The organism is Novosphingobium sp. PhB165 (genome assembly GCF_004341845.1).
Classification (GTDB): domain Bacteria; phylum Pseudomonadota; class Alphaproteobacteria; order Sphingomonadales; family Sphingomonadaceae; genus Novosphingobium.
This window is the reverse complement of the sequence record NZ_SLVB01000005.1, coordinates 377,903-393,234: the sequence shown is the minus strand read 5'-3', so window position 1 is coordinate 393,234 and position 15,332 is coordinate 377,903. Positions and strand designations below refer to the sequence as shown.

Genomic DNA, 15,332 nt, shown 5'->3' with positions numbered 1-15,332 from the left:
TCTCAGGCTCAGTATTGGATGGTCGCCTGCACGCCGAAGGTGCGCGGGTCGTTGAAGATGCCGTAGTAGCCGAGCGACGCACCGCCGTTGGCCTTCACGAAAGTATGCTGTTCGTTGAAGAGATTGCGGGCCCAGACCGCCAGTTCCAGCTTGGCGCCGGTGCCGGGCATTTCCATGTCGCCCAGCGCGATGCGGCCGTTGACGACGAACGAGGAACCGGTCTTCGTCGGATCGTTGGCCATCGAGTACTGACCCGAGGAATAGTTGCCGTCGAGGTGGAAGTGCAGCGAGGCGTTGTCCACCGGCAGCTGGTAATCGACGGCGCCGCTGGCGGCATGGTCGGGCGTGTAGACCGCGTAGACCGGGGTCAACACGTTGCCCATAAACGGGTTCGGCGCGGGCGGCAGGTGCACGTCGGTATAGGCATAGGAGCCGCTCAGCGTCAGCCCTTCCAGCGGCGTGACGGTCAGATCGGCTTCGATGCCCTTGATGCGGCCGTTGCCATCGGCATTGGTGGTCTCGATCGTGCCGCGCGTGGTGTTGGCGACCGGCGCGTTGAAGTCGATCTGCATATCCTTGTAGGCCGAGGTATAGGCAGCGATGTTAAAGCGGGCGTGGTTGTCGAGGAACTCGGTCTTCGCGCCGATTTCGAAGGTCGCAACCGATTCCGGGTTGAAGGCGCGATAAGTAAGCGAGCGGCTGTTGGCGCCGCCGGCCTTATAGCCGGTGCTGTATTTGCCGTAGACGTGCACGTCCGGCGCCACGTCGACCGCAAGGTTCACCATCGGGTCGAAATGATCCCACGACTTGTCGAGCGTGTAGTCGGTGGCCACGCCGTTCACTTCGTCCAGACCGCCGGTCTTGGCGTCATGCGTATAGCGGCCGCCGGCAGTGAGGTGGACGATCTCGTTCAGCATCTCGGGCGTCCAGGTCGCCTGACCGAACACGCCGACGCTTTCCGTCTTCGCATGGCTGGCGCGGTCGGGGAACGGGATCGAAGAGGTCGGCGTGGCGAGAATGGTATAGGCCGTGCCGTCCGCGTTCCACTGGTTGGTGTAAGGCGTCCAGGCGTTGTCGTTGACCTTCTCATGGTAATAGAAGGCGCCGGTCACGAAGGTCAGCTCCTTCAGCGTACCGATCAGCTGGAGTTCCTGGCTGTACTGCTTCTGCCAGGTATCGGCGAGGCTGAAGCGGCTGAACGCGGTGTTGTTGCTGTAGCCCTTGATGAAGACGCCAAGGTTGCTCGAACCGTTGTCGTTCTGGGTCTGGCTGAGCTGGCGGTAGGAGCTGATCGACTTCACTTCCAGTTCGGGCGAAATCGTCCAGTCCAGCGTCAGCAGGTGGCCGTGCGTCTTGCCGAGCGCCCAGGGCTGCGGCACGCCGATGTTGGCGGTATCGGCGCGTTCGTCCTGCATCTGCAGCAGCGGGCCGGTGGTCTTGCTCAGCAGCTGGAGGTAGTACGGCGTGGTCTCGTCGCGCGAAATGTCGAACGAATAGAGCGCGTTGAAGTTGCTGCTGGGTTCCCAGTAAACAGCCGCGTGCGCGCCCTTCTTGTTGTAGGCGTTGAAATCGCGCGCGCTGGCGAGCGGGTTGTCCACCGTGCCGCCGCGCGTGTTGATCACGCCGTCCAGCTTGACGGAGATATTGGCGAAGCTGGGCAGATCGACGTGCAGGCTGGCTTCACGCGAATCGTAGTTGCCCACGCCGACGCTGCCGCGCGCCGCGAATTCGCCGCTGGGCTTCTTGGTGACGATGCTGATCGCGCCGCCTTCGGTGTTGCGGCCGAACAGGGTGCCCTGCGGGCCCTTGAGCACTTCGATGCGCTCGACGTCGTAGAGCGCCGAGCCCAGGCCCTGCGCACGGCCCTGGAACACGCCGTCGATGTAGACGCCCACGCCCTGGTCACGGGCGGGCTGGTTGGCATCGCCCAGCGTGCCGACGCCGCGCATGCCCACGGTCAGGGCCGAGCTGCGCGAGAACATCGGCGCGATGCGCAGCGAGGGGATCGAGCCATCGCCCAGCGATTCGAGCGAGACGACATGGCGGTTCTGAAGATCCTGCGAATTGACGACAGAGATCGAGATCGGCGTGGTCTGGAGGTTCGTCTGGCGCTTCTGCGCGGTAACGACGATGTCGGTAAGGCCCGAACCGCCTTCACCGTCGGCGCCCTCAGCTGCGGGTGCGGCATCGGCTGCGGCAGGAGCGGCAGCATCGGCCGGAACGTCCGCAGCATGCGCGGCGCCGCCGAGAAGGAGTGCCGAAAGCGCGGTACCGGCAAGCGCGGCGGAACGGAAGGAATGCGGAATACGAACGGACATGTGCAAGCCCCTGAGCTGTTGTCGAGGGGGCCTCTAGAACGCCTGTATGGCGCTGCCGTTACACTTGTATTGAGGTTTGAAGACACCCTGTCGGTTACGGTTGTCGCACGGCTGTCACCTATGGCATGGTACACCCTGTAGCGCCGATACAGGCCGCGCATGAAAGAGACGACGAGCCACTTCACGTCATGGATGCTGTTTTCCAAGATTTTTCGACGCAGGAGCGCCTGATCGGGACGGTCCTTGATATGTGGGCCACGCAAGGTCATGCCGCGATTTCCGCGCGCAACTTGTCCCGTGCAACCGGGCTGCCGACTTCCAGCATCTACCATCACTTCGGATCAATGGAACACTTGTTCCACTCCGCGCAAGACCATGCCCTGAAGGCCGCGCGCAACTGGTGTTCACATCGCCTCGACGATCTGGCCCGCTGGCCCGAAGGTGGCGGGCCAGAGGCGCTGGCGGCCATGATGGCCTTGCTCATCGACGATTGGGCGCGCGATTCGCGCCCGCTCGCCTTCGCCTGGGCGCAGTGTCACCTGCTCGCTTATGACGATGCCGCCTATCTGCCCCCGCTCGAAGGATGGCGCGATATCTGGAGCCATTTCTGGCGCGAGATCTGCCATCGCGCCGGGCTTGGGGCGTTTGGCGCGGTCACCGGCCACATGTTCGAAGGCACCGCGCAGCTCCACCTGATCCGCTGGCATCCGACCATCGACCGTGCCGCGCTTGGCGAACTGTGCCACGGCTGGGGCCACTGGCTGAACGGAAAACTGACCGCCGAAACGCCGTGGCGCCGCCTCGCGCGCGAAACCGCTGCCGAAGCCACGCCTGCGGCGCCGAGCCGCAGCGCCACTGCCGCCGCCATTGCCCGGGCCGCCGCCGCGGTTGTCGAGGATGGCGGAGTGTCCGCCCTCACCCATCGGGCCGTTGCCGCACGCGCGGGGGTGACGCTGGGCGTTGTCTCGTACAATTTCCGCACCAGTTCCGATCTGGCGGAAGCGGCCTTCGAAACCATCTACCTCGGCATCACCGAGGTCGTGCGCGAAAGCGTGCACCCGGCACCCGCGCGCGACGAAATCATTGCGTCATGGCGCGATTTTCCCTCGCAGCCGCGCGGGATTTTCGCGATCGAGGAACTGACGCTGGCCGTCGCGCGCGATCCCGCGCTGATCGCTTTCGGGCCGCAGCTGCGCTACTTGCGCGGCCGTACCAGCGGCCTGCAACTGGCAGCCCGGCTTGGCGCGATGGGCGATCAGCTATCACCGCTCGACACCGCGATCTACTCAAGCCTGATAAGCGGACAGCGCCGCGCGCTGATCGGGCGCAGCGTTGCCGAAATCGACGCCAGCCTGGACGAGATCGAGCGCCTTATCAGGGAACTGCACGCCCCTTCCTGACGTTTCACGCGCGGGAAACCCCGCAGCGGCAGTTCAGGAAGCCGAAAGCCGGCGGGGGGCACCGTCTGCCGCACGACGGGTGCGGCCGAAGGAGAGCAGCTATGATTCGCAAGATATTCGCGATCGCCGTTGTTGCAGGACTGTTGGGCGCATCCCCGGCGATGGCCGCCAGCAGTTGCCGGGATGCCCATGGCAAGTTCGTCAAGTGTCCGACTGCCTCCGCCCAAAAGGCGCCGCCCGCCGCCGCAACGGCCAAGGGCAAGGACGGCAAGTGCCGTTACACCTCCGGCCCAAACAAGGGCAAGTTCGCCAAGTGCCCCTGACGCGGCAATAACCCGTCACCGATAGCAGCACGGGCAGTGAAAAGGCCCGCATTCTTGCGAATGCGGGCCTTTTTCATGTCTGCAATGCAGGGCGATCTCAGAACGGGATATCGTCGTCGAGATCGTCGCCGAAGCCACCGCCCGACGAGGAGGGCGTGCGGCCCCAATCGTCGCCCCCGCCAGACGAACCGCCCGCAGCACCGCCGGTGGAACCGCCCGAACGGCCCCAGTCGTCACCGCCGCCGCTGCGCGCGCCGCCGCCCGAGCGGCCGCCGCCGAAGCCGCCCGACGCGCCGCCGCTGCTGCCGCCTTCGTTCCAGCCGCCACCGCCGCTGCGAGCGCCGCCGCCACCGGCACCGCCCTGGGCGCCGTCCAGCATGGTCAGCACGCCGCCGACGCCGCCGACCGAGACTTCGGTGGTGTAGCGGTCGTTACCGTTCTGGTCCTGCCACTTGCGGGTGCGCAGCTGGCCTTCGATGTAGATCTTCGAGCCCTTGCGCAGGAACCGCTCGACCACGCCGACGAGACCTTCGCTCTGGATCACGACGGAGTGCCACTCGGTGCGCTCCTTGCGTTCGCCGGTTGCACGGTCTTTCCAGTTTTCGGAGGTCGCGATGCGCAGGTTGGCGATGCGGCCGCCGTTCTGGAACGACTTCACCTCGGGATCGGCACCCAGGTTGCCGATCAGAATGACCTTGTTGACACTGCCTGCCATGATGGAATCGCTTTCTTCTGAATCTTGGCGAATGGGGTAGCGAATGGGGCGCCCGGGCGCGAGTCTGATGCGCCGCGTTTCCCCAATCGAAAATGGATTTCACGCGGAGGCGCGGAGACGCGGAGGAATGTCGCGCCGCGTGGCGGCCTTCCGTCCTGTTCTAGATAGGAGCAGCTGCGGCAAGGTTGGAGGGCAAAATGCGGCAGCGTCCGGCTAGAATTTCTCCGCGTCTCCGCGCCTCCGCGCGAAACTGGAAAATAGATTTCGCGCAAAGGCACAAAGGCGCGAAGATGAAGCGCTCGCGGCGCAGCCGCGCTTCCCTCGTAAGTGGCATCGGTCGAATGGCCGGTTGGAGAGAGCCTGCGGCGCGGTTCGGCATCTTTGCGCCTTCGCGCCTTTGCGCGATTCCCCTGCTCTCTTTCAGCTCACCGACTCGAAGCCGGGAAACGCTAAAGCCCCGCGCCCACGGCAATCCAGTAAGTCGCCCCCGCCGCCACGTAAGCAAGACCGAACAGGTACGCGAGCATGAAGGCCGGCCACTTCCAGCCATTGGTCTCGCGCCGGGTCACGGCGATGGTCGACATGCACTGCGGCGCGAAGACGAACCATGCCAGGAACGCCAACGCCATCGGCAGCGTCCAGCGGCCCTTCAGCCGGTCACCCAGTTCGACGGCCTGCGCATTCTCGTCATCGCCCGCGTCGACCGCGTACGTCGTCGCCAGCGAAGAAACGGCCACTTCGCGCGCGGCCATCGCCGGGATCAGTGCCAGCGCCATGTCGCGGTTGAAGCCGATCGGCTCCACCACCACGGCAAGGCCATTGGCGATCTTGCCCGCGATCGAGACGTCCACCTGGCTCTCGCCCGGCTTGGCTTGCGGGAAGTTGAGCAGGACCCAGAGCACCACGGTGACCGTGAAGATGATCGTGCCCGCCCGGCGCAGGAAGATCCACGCGCGCTGCCACAGGCCGATCGCCATGTCCTTGATCCGGGGCATCTGGTACTTCGGCAGCTCCATGATGAAGCCCGAAGCGGCGCCCTTGGTGATCGAGCGGCGCAGGATCAGCGCCACCGCGATCGCGCCGACAATGCCGGCGATGAACAGGCCGAACAGCACCAGCCCGCGCAGCCCGATCCCCAGCCCCACATCGACATTCGGGATGAAGGCCCCGATGATCACCGTGTAGACCGGCATGCGCGCCGAGCAGGTCATCATCGGCGCGATCAGGATCGTGGTCAGGCGGTCCTTGGGATCGGTGATCGAGCGGGTCGCCATGATGCCGGGAATGGCGCAGGCGAAGCTGGACAGCAGCGGAATGAAGCTGCGCCCGGACAGTCCGACCATGGCCATCAGCCGGTCCATCAGGAAGGCGGCGCGGGCCATGTAGCCCGAGGCTTCCAGCGCCAGAATGAAGGCGAAGAGAATGACGATCTGCGGCAGGAACACCACCACCGCGCCGACGCCGGAGATCACGCCGTCGGTCACCAGACCGCGCAGCAGGCTGGGCGCCATGGCGCCCTTCACGGTGTCGTGCAGCCATCCCGCCGCGGCTTCCAGCGCGTCCGCGAACGGCGTTGCCCAGGCGAAGACCGCCTGGAACATGACGAAGAACACCACCAGCATGATCGCGAAACCGATCCACGGATGGAGCAGCACGCGGTCCAGCCGCGCGTGAAGGCGGTGGCGCTTCGATTCGGAAAGGATCGCGGCATCGGCCATGGCATGGGCGGCAACGCGGCGCTCGGTGGCACCGAGCGCGGTCAGGCCCGGGCCCGGATGGCGGGTTTCGGCGGAGGCAATCGCCTCGCCCAGTTCGGCAAGGCCCCTGCGGCGCACGGCCACGGTGGGGACCACGCGCACGCCCAGTTCTTCCTCCAGCACGGCGGGATCGAGCACCAGCCCGTCCCGCTCGGCAAGGTCCACCATGTTGAGCGCAACCACGGTCGGCTTGCCCAGCGCGAGAATTTCCTGCGCGAAGACGAGATGCTGCTCAAGGTTGGAGGCGTCGAGCACCACCACCAGCACATCGGGCGCGGCCTCTCCGGGGAAATGGCCGGCGATGACCTTGGCGGTGACTTCCTCGTCCGGGCTGGTCGCATCGAGGCCGTAGGCGCCCGGCAGGTCGGTCATTTCGACCGGCTCGCCGGTCGGCAGCACCATGCGGCCCGACTTGCGCTCCACGGTGACGCCCGGATAGTTCGCGATCTTCTGGCGCGCGCCGGTCAGCGCGTTGAACAGCGCGCTCTTGCCCGCATTGGGATTGCCGACGAGGGCGATCTTGCGCTGGCGGCTCACGCGGCGTTCCTCCCGCTGGGCTGGGTGTTCTGGCTGCTGGGCTCGCCATTTTGAGCGTCGCCGGAGTCGGCGCGCGGCGTTTCCACCTCGCTCGCAGTGGCGCGGGCAGCGCTCTTATCGATCGGAATGACAGTCATCGCCGCGGCGTGGGCCCGGCGCACCGCCACGGTCATGCGGCCGATGGCGATGGCGATCGGATCGCGCCCGCCGAACACCCCGCGATGCGCAAGCGCGACCTTGGCCCCCTCCTCTAGCCCGAGCGCACGCAAGCGGCGCGCTTCCTCGGAAACGAGAGCGTTCCAGTCCACCGCGACGATGCGTGCGTCCTGGCCAATGGGTAGCTGATCGAGAGTCATGAGGCTGCGCTGCCAGATAAGCGATTCAATTGCAACTTGTTCGCAATAGCCCGGAAAGCAGCGCGTGTCCGCAGTTAATCGACCGCGCGCAAAGGGGCGCTGAAAATGCACCGAAAGCATATCCGCGGCACCGGCCCGCTCCCCCTCCCGATCTCCCCTACAGGGTAGAATTTGGGAGGTCGGGAGGGGGAGCGGGCTGGTGCCGCAAGTTCGTCACGGATGTGACGAACGCACCCAACCATCACCTCGCCGGATAGCGCAGTCGGCCCATCAGTCGCACCAGACTGATTCGTTCCTCGGTCGGGCGGAGGAACTGCGCCTTGGTCTTTTCGAAGCGGATGATCCCCTCGATCCGGCGGTCGAGGAAGGCGCGGGTCTCGGCCTTGGGGCCCACCGCATCCTCGCTGGTGTCGCTGGCAAAGACCTTGAGCGTGGCGGCATAGATGGTGCCGAGGATCGCGCGCTTGGTATAGTGGTTGTAATCGGTCGCAGTGTCGCCCGCGAGCCGCCACATGGCATCCGCACTGCGCCAGCCGAGCCGCGTGGCGGCCAGAACGTTGCGCGGCAGCGCCATCACGGCGAGCGCCCGGCTGAGCGCCTCTTCACGGCCCGCCACGGCATCGAGCCGGGCCATGACAAGACGGCGGATCCGCTCACGGATCGGCAGGCCCGCCAGCGAAGCGGCCGTGCGCAGCATCTCGGCATCGACATGGTCGATCCACGCCTCGATCATCGCCATTTGCGACAAGTGCGAGGATTCGCCGCGAAACGCGAAGCGGGCCAGTTCGGGATCGACACCGGCAAGCTGCGCGGCCTCGTCCACCGCCTTGGCGCTCCAGCCGTCGAAGGCGGCGGCGGCGGCAATCGCGGGCGCGAGCTGGCGGCGCAATTCCTCAAGCGTCCGGGGTTCTTCCATGACTTGTCCCTTCGCCGCCAAACCCATGTCCTCTTACAATACCGGCCCGTAGACCGCCTTGGCCTTGCCGCCCTTGACGCCGTACTGCTCCACCACTTGCGCAAGCTGGCTGCCCTTGCCGCCTTCGACATTGGCATAATCGCGCGCGCTGCGGCCGGAATTGTCGGCACGGTCGGCATTGGCGCCTGCCTGAAGCAGCGCCTTGACCATGTCCACGTCCTTGCGGTGCACGGCGAAGATCAGCGGCGTTTCACCGGCGTCGTTGGAGGATTCGGTGGAAGCCTTGGCATCAAGCAGGATTTCCACGCCTTCGCGCCAGCCCAGATTGACGGCCAGTTCCAGCGGCGTGCGGCCGTGATCGTCGGCCAGATTGACGTTGGCGCCCTTGCCGATGAGGAAGTTCAGCCAGGTGGCATCGCGGCGCTGGGTAACGACGTGGAGTGCGGTCTCCCCGGTCGTCACGTCCTTGGCGTTTACGATCTGGCTGTTGTCCATCAACTGCTTCTCGACCTTGTCGCCTTCCTTTTTCTTGACCGATTCGAGGAACTTGTAGCCCTCGGAATAATCGGCGTGCGCGGGCGAGGCGATCATCATTCCGGCTGCAAGAGCGGCCAGCCCCGACGCGAGGATGCGGCGCGAAAGCCTGGAGACATTCCCGGACACGGTGTTCGACACGTAGACATTCCTTCCAGACTTGACCCGCACGAGGGTCTGCGGGGCCTGGTGGCCGGCCCCGTCCGACTCCGGCGCCTAACCCCGGCGCCCTGACATCGCACCCTTGCACGGCCGCCTCTAGCAGAGCATGAAGCCTCGCGCCATGACCTACCGTTTCCCGTTTCGCCGGCTTGTTGCCGTTTCCGCAATCGCGCTTGCCTGCGCTCTGCCGCTTGCCTCCTGCGGCCAGTCCCACGAGGCGCCGCCGTTGGAAGGCGCCGAGATCGGCGGGCCGTTCACGCTGTTCGACAAGGACGGCAAGCCGCACACCTGGGACTCGTTCAAGGGCCAGTGGCGCATCGTCTATTTCGGCTACACGTTCTGCCCCGATGCCTGCCCGATGGACGTTCAGGCGATGATGCGCGGCTTCACCCTGTTCGAGAAGCAGAACGCGGACGCGGCGGCCAAAGTCCAGCCGATCTTCATCACTATCGACCCCGCGCGCGATACGCCCGCGATCGTCGGCCAGTGGACCGCCGCCTTCGGGCCGCGCCTGCTGGGCCTCACCGGCAATGCCGCGCAAGTGAAGCAGGCGGCGGATGCCTTTGCAGTCTACTACAAGAAGGGGGATAATACCCCCGGCGGCTATCTGATGGACCACAGCCGCATCGCGTTCCTGATGGACCCCGACGGCAAGCCGATCGCCATGTTGCCGGTGGACAAGGGGCCCGAGGCCGTGGCCGCCGAGCTTGGAAAGTGGGTAGACTGAAGACACCGTGAGGAAGGCCAAACCGTGACCTGGGCCAAACCATGACTGGGGAAACCCCCTTCTGGGAGCGTCCGCTCCACACCCTGAACCGCAAGGAGTGGGAAGCCCTCTGCGACGGTTGCGGGCAGTGCTGCCTGCACAAGGTGGAAGATGCCGATACCGGCGAGATCTATCACACCAATGTCGCCTGCAAGCTGCTCAACCTGAAGACCGCGCAGTGCAGCGACTATCCCAATCGCCGCAAGTTCGTGCCCGATTGCCTGAAGCTGACCCCGGCTTCGGCGGGCAACCTTTCGTGGCTGCCGCCCAGCTGCGCCTATCGCCTGCGCGCCGATGGCGATCCGCTGCCGGAGTGGCATTATCTCGTCTGCGGTGACCGCAATGCGGTGCACGAAGCGGGCATGTCGGTGGCCGGCAAGGCCGTCAGCGAGACGGTCGCCGGACCGCTGGAGAACCATATCGTCTGGCCTTATGGCCAGGACGACGAGGATTACGAGGAACTGGAACCCGAAGGCCCCGCCCCCTGGGATAACCGGTAAAACGTGCTCGACTGGCTGCGCCGCGCTCCTGACGAAGACCCGGTGATAGAGATCGCCGGACGGCAGGTGCCGGTCCTGATCCGCCGCCTCTCCAATGCGCGCCGCATGACCATGCGCCTTGCGCCCGATGGCAGCGAGATCCGCATCTCCGTCCCGCGCTGGACCCGCACCGAGGATGCTCTCGCCTTCGCGCGCGCCAAGCGGTCATGGCTGGCGATCCAGATCGAGGCGCTGCCCGAAGCCCACCCGCTGGCCGACGGCACCACGATCGCCTTCCGGGGCGACGCGCTGATCCTGCGCCACGATGCCGCCTATCCCCGCCGCCCGGTGCCCGACGACGGCCTGTTGTTGGTCGGCGGGCCCGAATCCTCACTCCCGGCGCGGCTTAAGCGCTGGCTGGAGACCGAGGGGCGCACGCTGCTGGAGCAGGACCTTGCGCATTATTGCGCCGTCGCCGGGCAGCCGGTGCCGCCGCTGGCGCTGTCCAGCGCGAAGCGGCGCTGGGGTTCCTGCGCGCCGGACGGGTCGATCCGGATCAACTGGCGGCTGATCATGGCGCCCGATTCGGTGCGCCGCTCGGTCGTCGCGCACGAGGTGGTCCACCTTGTCCACTTCGATCACTCGCCCGCCTTCCATGCCTTTCTGGCCGAGATCTTCGAGGACAGCGTGCCTGCCGCCAATCGCTGGCTGAAGGAAAAAGGCCGCACGCTGTATCTGCCGTTCGGTTAAGCCGTTCGGACAGGATTTTGCCCGCCGCCACGGGCACATGCGCCGCCGCGCCGCAGAAATGCATGCGCTGCGGATTTCCAAAACGCCAAATCACGCCTACATAGCGCCACATGTCTCTGTTCAAGCGCTCCGGATACTGGAAAGACGTCAGCCCGACCGGCATGCTCGCGGATTTCCGCGCCGTGTGGAAGGAAGCTGGCCAAAACCGCTGGCGCATCGCCGCGGTTTCGGCGGCCTGTACGTTCGGCGTGTTCTACATGATGGCAATGCAGGAGGGCAAAGGCCCGCACCCGCCGCCAAAGGTGACGTGGATCTCGGTCCTGCCCGAGCACCAGACGGATGCGGAAATCCTCGCCTCGAACGTCGCCAACCAGAAGCGCAAGGAAGCCTGGGCCGCCGAAATGGCCCAGCGCGACAAGGACGTGCGCGAGATGTACAAGGTGATCGGCCGCTACTCCGGCATGGACGTGGACAAGATCGCCCGCGAGGCCGAGGCCGACGAAGCCGCCCAGAAGGCCGCCGAGGCCAAGCGCATCGGCACGCCGCGCCTGCCCGATGGCGTATCGCTGCCGAAGTATGACGAGCAGGCCGCCGCGCCGAAGGCCACGCCCCCCGGCACTTCGGCACAGTCCCAGACACAACAGCAGCAGTGAGCGACGCCCGCTGGCTTTCGGCGGCGGCGGCGCTGGCCGCGCGGGCACGCCCGCTCAGCCGCCCCAATCCCGGCGTCGGCTCGATTCTGGTGAAGCACGGAAAGGTGATCGCGCGCGGCTGGACCCAGCCCGGCGGTCGCCCTCACGCCGAAGCCGTGGCGCTGGCCGCAGCCGGTGACGCTGCGCGCGGTGCCACGCTTTACGTTACTTTGGAGCCCTGCGCGCACCAGTCCGCGCGCGGGCCCGCCTGCGCCGACCTCGTCTGCGCCTCCGGCGTGGCGCGCGTGGTGATCGGCTGCATGGACCCCGATCCGCGCACCTCCGGCGAAGGATTGGCCCGGATTCGCGCAGCGGGGATCGCAGCGGAATACCTGCCCTCGTCCGCCTGCGAACGCAGCCTGTCCGGCTATCTCATCTCAAAGCGCCTCGGCCGTCCCGAAGTGACGCTGAAACTCGCCCTCTCGCTCGATGGCTGCATGGCCATGGCGAATGGCGAGAGCCAGTGGATCACCGGTCCGCAGGCCCGCGCCCACACCCACGCGATGCGTGCCAAGGCGGATGCTATCCTTGTCGGCGGCGGCACGCTGCGCGCGGACAACCCGCGCCTCGACGTGCGCCTGCCCGGCCTTGCCGAGCGCAGCCCCGAACGCTGGGTGCTGACACATGGCACAGCCCCCGAAGGCTGGCGCGCCCTGCCCTCGCCCGACGCGATCTCCTCGATGGAAGGCGTGCAGTACCTCTTCGTCGAAGGCGGCGCGGTCACGGCCACGGCCTTTCTTGCCGCCGGGCTGATCGACCGTCTGCTGCTCTACCGCGCGCCGATCCTTGTCGGTGGCCGTCCGGCTTTGGGCGATTACGGGCTTGCCCAGCTTGCCGATGCCCACAACCGCTGGTCCCTGACCGAGCGGCGCCAGCTTGGCAGCGACACGCTCGAAGTCTACGAGGCCCAAAATTCCAACGGGAAATAAGCCATGTTTACCGGAATAGTCACCGCCGTCGGCGAAATCCGCGAAGCCCATCAGTCGGGCGACTTGCGCGCCGTCATCACCTGCCCCTGGGACCCCGCCGGGATCGCCATGGGTGCCTCGATCGCCTGCTCGGGCGTGTGCCTGACCGTCGTCGACAAGGGCGGCGTAGCGGGCGACGCATGGTTCGCGGTCGACATTTCGGCCGAATCGGTCTCGCGCACCGTCTCCGGCCGCTGGGCCGAGGGTACGCCGCTCAATCTGGAGCAGGCGCTCAAGCTGGGCGACGAACTGGGCGGGCACATCGTCACCGGCCATGTCGACGGCGTCGGCACCGTGGTCAGCATCACGCCCGAGGGCGATTCGCTGCGCTTCGTGATCGCCGCCCCGGCGGAACTGGCCCCCTACCTCGCCCCCAAGGGATCGATCACGGTGGACGGCGTCTCGCTGACCGTGAACGACGTGGCCGACCAGAGCGACGGCACCTGCCACTTCATGCTCAACATCATCCCCCACACCGCCGAAGTGACGACCATCGGGGCGCTCAAGGCTGGGTCTGGGGTCAACCTCGAAATCGACGTGCTGGCGCGGTATCTGCAGCGGATGCAGTCGCTGCGAGGTTGATCGTTCGCGCAAAGGCGCAGAGGCGCAAAGGGGTCGCGTCAGGCCGCCCCGGCGCGCTCAAACTGCCACCCTTGCACCGTCAAACTCGTCGCCCCCGCGAAGGCGGGGGCCCCGCTTTCTTCTGCCACGCCCGCAAGAACAAGCGGGATCCCCGCCTACGCGGGGATGACGGTGTTTTGAGGTGACGGGTTGGAGGTAACCGGTAGCGGCAGATCGGTACCGGGCCGATTACGCGCCCCCTTTGCGCCTTCGCGCCTTTGCGTGAACCTTTATCCCGCCGCCAAAGGCCCAGCCGCGAAGCTCTCGCGCGTAATCTCGAACAGCACATGCGGCACGATCACGCCGCACATCACCCGCTCGAAGGTGCGGTCGGTCAATCGCCCGCCGATATGCCCCATCGCCTTGCGCGAGATCACGTTGTTCGCGCCGACCATGAAGACCACCCGCTCGAAATGCGCCAGCGCGTAGGCCAGCATCAGGCGCTTCATCTCGGCATTGAAACCGCTGCCCCAGTAAGCCCGGGCAAGAAACGTCCAGCCGATCTCGATCTCATCGCCCTCAGGCGGCCCGAAGCGGCTAGAGCCGATCACGGCCCCGCTCGACTTGTCGATGATGGCAAAGGCGCCGCCGCCATCCAGAGCGTCGGCAAAGAACTGGCGGAACACGGGCTCCTGCCAGCGATCGTGGGCGGGGTGAACCGCCCAGATCTCGCGGTCTGAAGCGACCGCGTAGAGCGCGTCCCAATCGTCTGCGCGAAGGGGACGGAGGACCAGCCGGTCCCCTTCGAGGACCGGCTGGCGATCCATAATCAGGCAGTCACGTCCGCAACGGCAGCGATGAACTTGTCGATGTTGCCCATCGTCAGGCCCGCGACGTTGATGCGGCCCGAACCGGCCATGTAGACGCCGTGCTTGGTGCGCATGGCAAGGACCTGATCCTTGTTCAGCGGCACGATCGAGAACAGGCCGTTCTGCCCGCCCATCGGCGTCAGGTCGGCCGAACCGGCGGTGCCGGCCTCGGCCAGCTTGGCGCGCACTTCGCGCATACGGTCGCGCATCTCGTCCAGCTCGGCGAGCCAGTCGGCGGTCAGCTTCTCGTCTTCAAGGACGAGGCGAACAGCGGCACCGCCGTGGTCTGGCGGCTGCGACCAGTTGGCGCGGGCCAGGTTGTGGCCGTTCGACATGACCTTGGCGAGGTCGGCCGGATCGGCAACCATCGCGTAGAGCGCGCCGACGCGGTCACGGTAGAGACCGAAGTTCTTGTCGCACGAATAGCAGATCAGCGCTTCCGGCACGGCGGCGAGCACGCGGCGCAGGCCATAGGCGTCTTCTTCCATGCCCTTGCCCAGGCCCTGGTAGGCGAGGTCGAGGATGGGGAGGACCTTCGATGCGGCGATCAGGCCGGCAATCTCGTCCCACTCCGCGTTGCTGTAATCGATGCCGGTGGGGTTGTGGCAGCAGCCGTGCAGCAGGATGGCGTCGCCTTCCTGGGCATTGGCGATGGCGCCGCGCAGCGCGTCCATGTCGGTGGTGCCCGAAGCGAGCGCGTGGTTGAATTCAACAACTTCAAGGCCGAGGTCGGCGCATATCTGGGCGTGGTTGGGCCAGCTGGGAACGCCGACGATGATGCGCTTGTAACCCGCGCGCTTCACCATGGCGAGCGCGAGGCGCAGCGAGCCGGTGCCGCCGGGGGTCTGCATGCCTTCGATGCGGCCGCCCATGCTGGGGTCGGCCTTGCCGAACACGTAGGGCATCAGCGCTTCGACGAAGCCCATGTCGCCCTCGGGCCCGAGGTAGGCTTTCGAATCCTGCTCCGCGACGAGTTTGGCCTCTGCGGCCTTGATCGAACGGAACACCGGAGTGTCGCCCTCACCGGTGCGGTACACGCCGACACCAAGGTCGATCTTGTCCGCGCGCGGATCGTCGTTGTGGAGCTTGATCAGCGCAAGAAGCGCGTCGGCGGGCTGTTGCTGAAGGTTCGTAAGCATGGCGGGCGGGCCTTACTCCGGGCCGCTGCGACGCGCAACCGGGATTGACAGGGAATTACCGCAAGTGGCGCACGGAGTGTTGCAACGGCC

General features: G+C 66.3%; 15 protein-coding genes and 1 pseudogene. 8 read left to right on the top strand and 8 right to left on the bottom strand.

Annotated features, from left to right (window positions below; genetic code table 11):
- Positions 1-8 precede the first annotated feature (8 nt).
- Positions 9-2,318: a TonB-dependent receptor gene (locus EDF56_RS16295; RefSeq protein ID WP_132389266.1), complete on the bottom strand. Its 2,310-nt coding sequence runs from the start codon at positions 2,316-2,318 to the stop codon at positions 9-11.
- Positions 2,319-2,506: 188 nt separating this feature from the next.
- On the opposite strand from EDF56_RS16295, the gene EDF56_RS16290 reads away from it, so the two are divergent.
- Together EDF56_RS16290 and EDF56_RS16285 are read left to right on the top strand one after the other, a co-directional pair.
- Entirely contained in the window at positions 2,507-3,718 is a 1,212-nt protein-coding gene (locus EDF56_RS16290) for a TetR/AcrR family transcriptional regulator (protein ID WP_165912220.1), read from the top strand.
- Positions 3,719-3,819: 101 nt separating this feature from the next.
- The gene (locus EDF56_RS16285) at positions 3,820-4,041 is read left to right on the top strand and encodes a hypothetical protein (RefSeq protein WP_132389262.1); all 222 of its coding nucleotides are present in this window, start codon (positions 3,820-3,822) and stop codon (positions 4,039-4,041) included.
- A 97-nt stretch (positions 4,042-4,138) separates the two neighbouring features.
- Here the strand turns inward: EDF56_RS16285 and ssb are convergent, their stop codons facing one another.
- From ssb to EDF56_RS16260, 5 genes and pseudogenes are all read right to left on the bottom strand, one after another.
- Positions 4,139-4,756, bottom strand: a complete 618-nt coding sequence (gene ssb / locus EDF56_RS16280; protein ID WP_132389260.1) for a single-stranded DNA-binding protein — start codon at positions 4,754-4,756, stop codon at positions 4,139-4,141.
- 449 nt (positions 4,757-5,205) lie between these two features.
- Complete coding sequence (locus tag EDF56_RS16275; RefSeq protein ID WP_132389258.1) at positions 5,206-7,050, bottom strand: ferrous iron transporter B; 1,845 nt, start codon at positions 7,048-7,050, stop codon at positions 5,206-5,208.
- Between the two features lie 119 nt (positions 7,051-7,169).
- Positions 7,170-7,406: pseudogene (locus EDF56_RS16270) on the bottom strand (FeoA family protein); the annotation flags it as partial.
- A gap of 241 nt (positions 7,407-7,647) precedes the next feature.
- Positions 7,648-8,322 carry a COQ9 family protein gene (locus EDF56_RS16265; RefSeq protein ID WP_132389254.1) on the bottom strand — a complete coding sequence of 225 codons (675 nt, stop codon included), beginning with the start codon at positions 8,320-8,322 and terminating at the stop codon, positions 7,648-7,650.
- Between the two features lie 33 nt (positions 8,323-8,355).
- A complete protein-coding gene (locus EDF56_RS16260) occupies positions 8,356-8,997 on the bottom strand; it encodes an ankyrin repeat domain-containing protein (protein ID WP_243652639.1) in 642 nt (213 codons plus the stop codon).
- 142 nt (positions 8,998-9,139) lie between these two features.
- Between EDF56_RS16260 and EDF56_RS16255 the strand changes: the two genes are divergently transcribed.
- From EDF56_RS16255 to EDF56_RS16230, 6 genes are all read left to right on the top strand, one after another.
- On the top strand, positions 9,140-9,745 hold the full coding sequence (locus tag EDF56_RS16255) for an SCO family protein (RefSeq protein WP_243652638.1): 606 nt from the start codon (positions 9,140-9,142) through the stop codon (positions 9,743-9,745).
- Positions 9,746-9,786: 41 nt separating this feature from the next.
- The gene (locus EDF56_RS16250) at positions 9,787-10,284 is read left to right on the top strand and encodes a YcgN family cysteine cluster protein (protein WP_132389250.1); all 498 of its coding nucleotides are present in this window, start codon (positions 9,787-9,789) and stop codon (positions 10,282-10,284) included.
- Positions 10,285-10,287: 3 nt separating this feature from the next.
- A complete protein-coding gene (locus EDF56_RS16245; RefSeq protein ID WP_243652637.1) occupies positions 10,288-11,013 on the top strand; it encodes a SprT family zinc-dependent metalloprotease in 726 nt (241 codons plus the stop codon).
- Positions 11,014-11,123: 110 nt separating this feature from the next.
- Positions 11,124-11,666 (top strand): hypothetical protein, encoded by a 543-nt coding sequence (locus EDF56_RS16240; protein WP_132389248.1) that lies wholly within the window; start codon positions 11,124-11,126, stop codon positions 11,664-11,666.
- Entirely contained in the window at positions 11,663-12,634 is a 972-nt protein-coding gene (ribD, locus tag EDF56_RS16235) for a bifunctional diaminohydroxyphosphoribosylaminopyrimidine deaminase/5-amino-6-(5-phosphoribosylamino)uracil reductase RibD (RefSeq protein ID WP_132389246.1), read from the top strand. The genes EDF56_RS16240 and ribD overlap by 4 nt, the downstream gene beginning before the upstream one ends.
- 3 nt (positions 12,635-12,637) lie before the next feature.
- Positions 12,638-13,255 (top strand): riboflavin synthase, encoded by a 618-nt coding sequence (locus tag EDF56_RS16230; protein WP_132389244.1) that lies wholly within the window; start codon positions 12,638-12,640, stop codon positions 13,253-13,255.
- A gap of 269 nt (positions 13,256-13,524) precedes the next feature.
- On the opposite strand, the gene EDF56_RS16225 is transcribed toward EDF56_RS16230, so the two are convergent.
- Entirely contained in the window at positions 13,525-14,061 is a 537-nt protein-coding gene (locus EDF56_RS16225; RefSeq protein ID WP_132389242.1) for a GNAT family N-acetyltransferase, read from the bottom strand.
- Between the two features lie 2 nt (positions 14,062-14,063).
- Positions 14,064-15,242, bottom strand: coding sequence for an aromatic amino acid transaminase (locus EDF56_RS16220; RefSeq protein ID WP_132389240.1), 1,179 nt, complete (start codon positions 15,240-15,242; stop codon positions 14,064-14,066).
- Positions 15,243-15,332 lie beyond the last annotated feature (90 nt).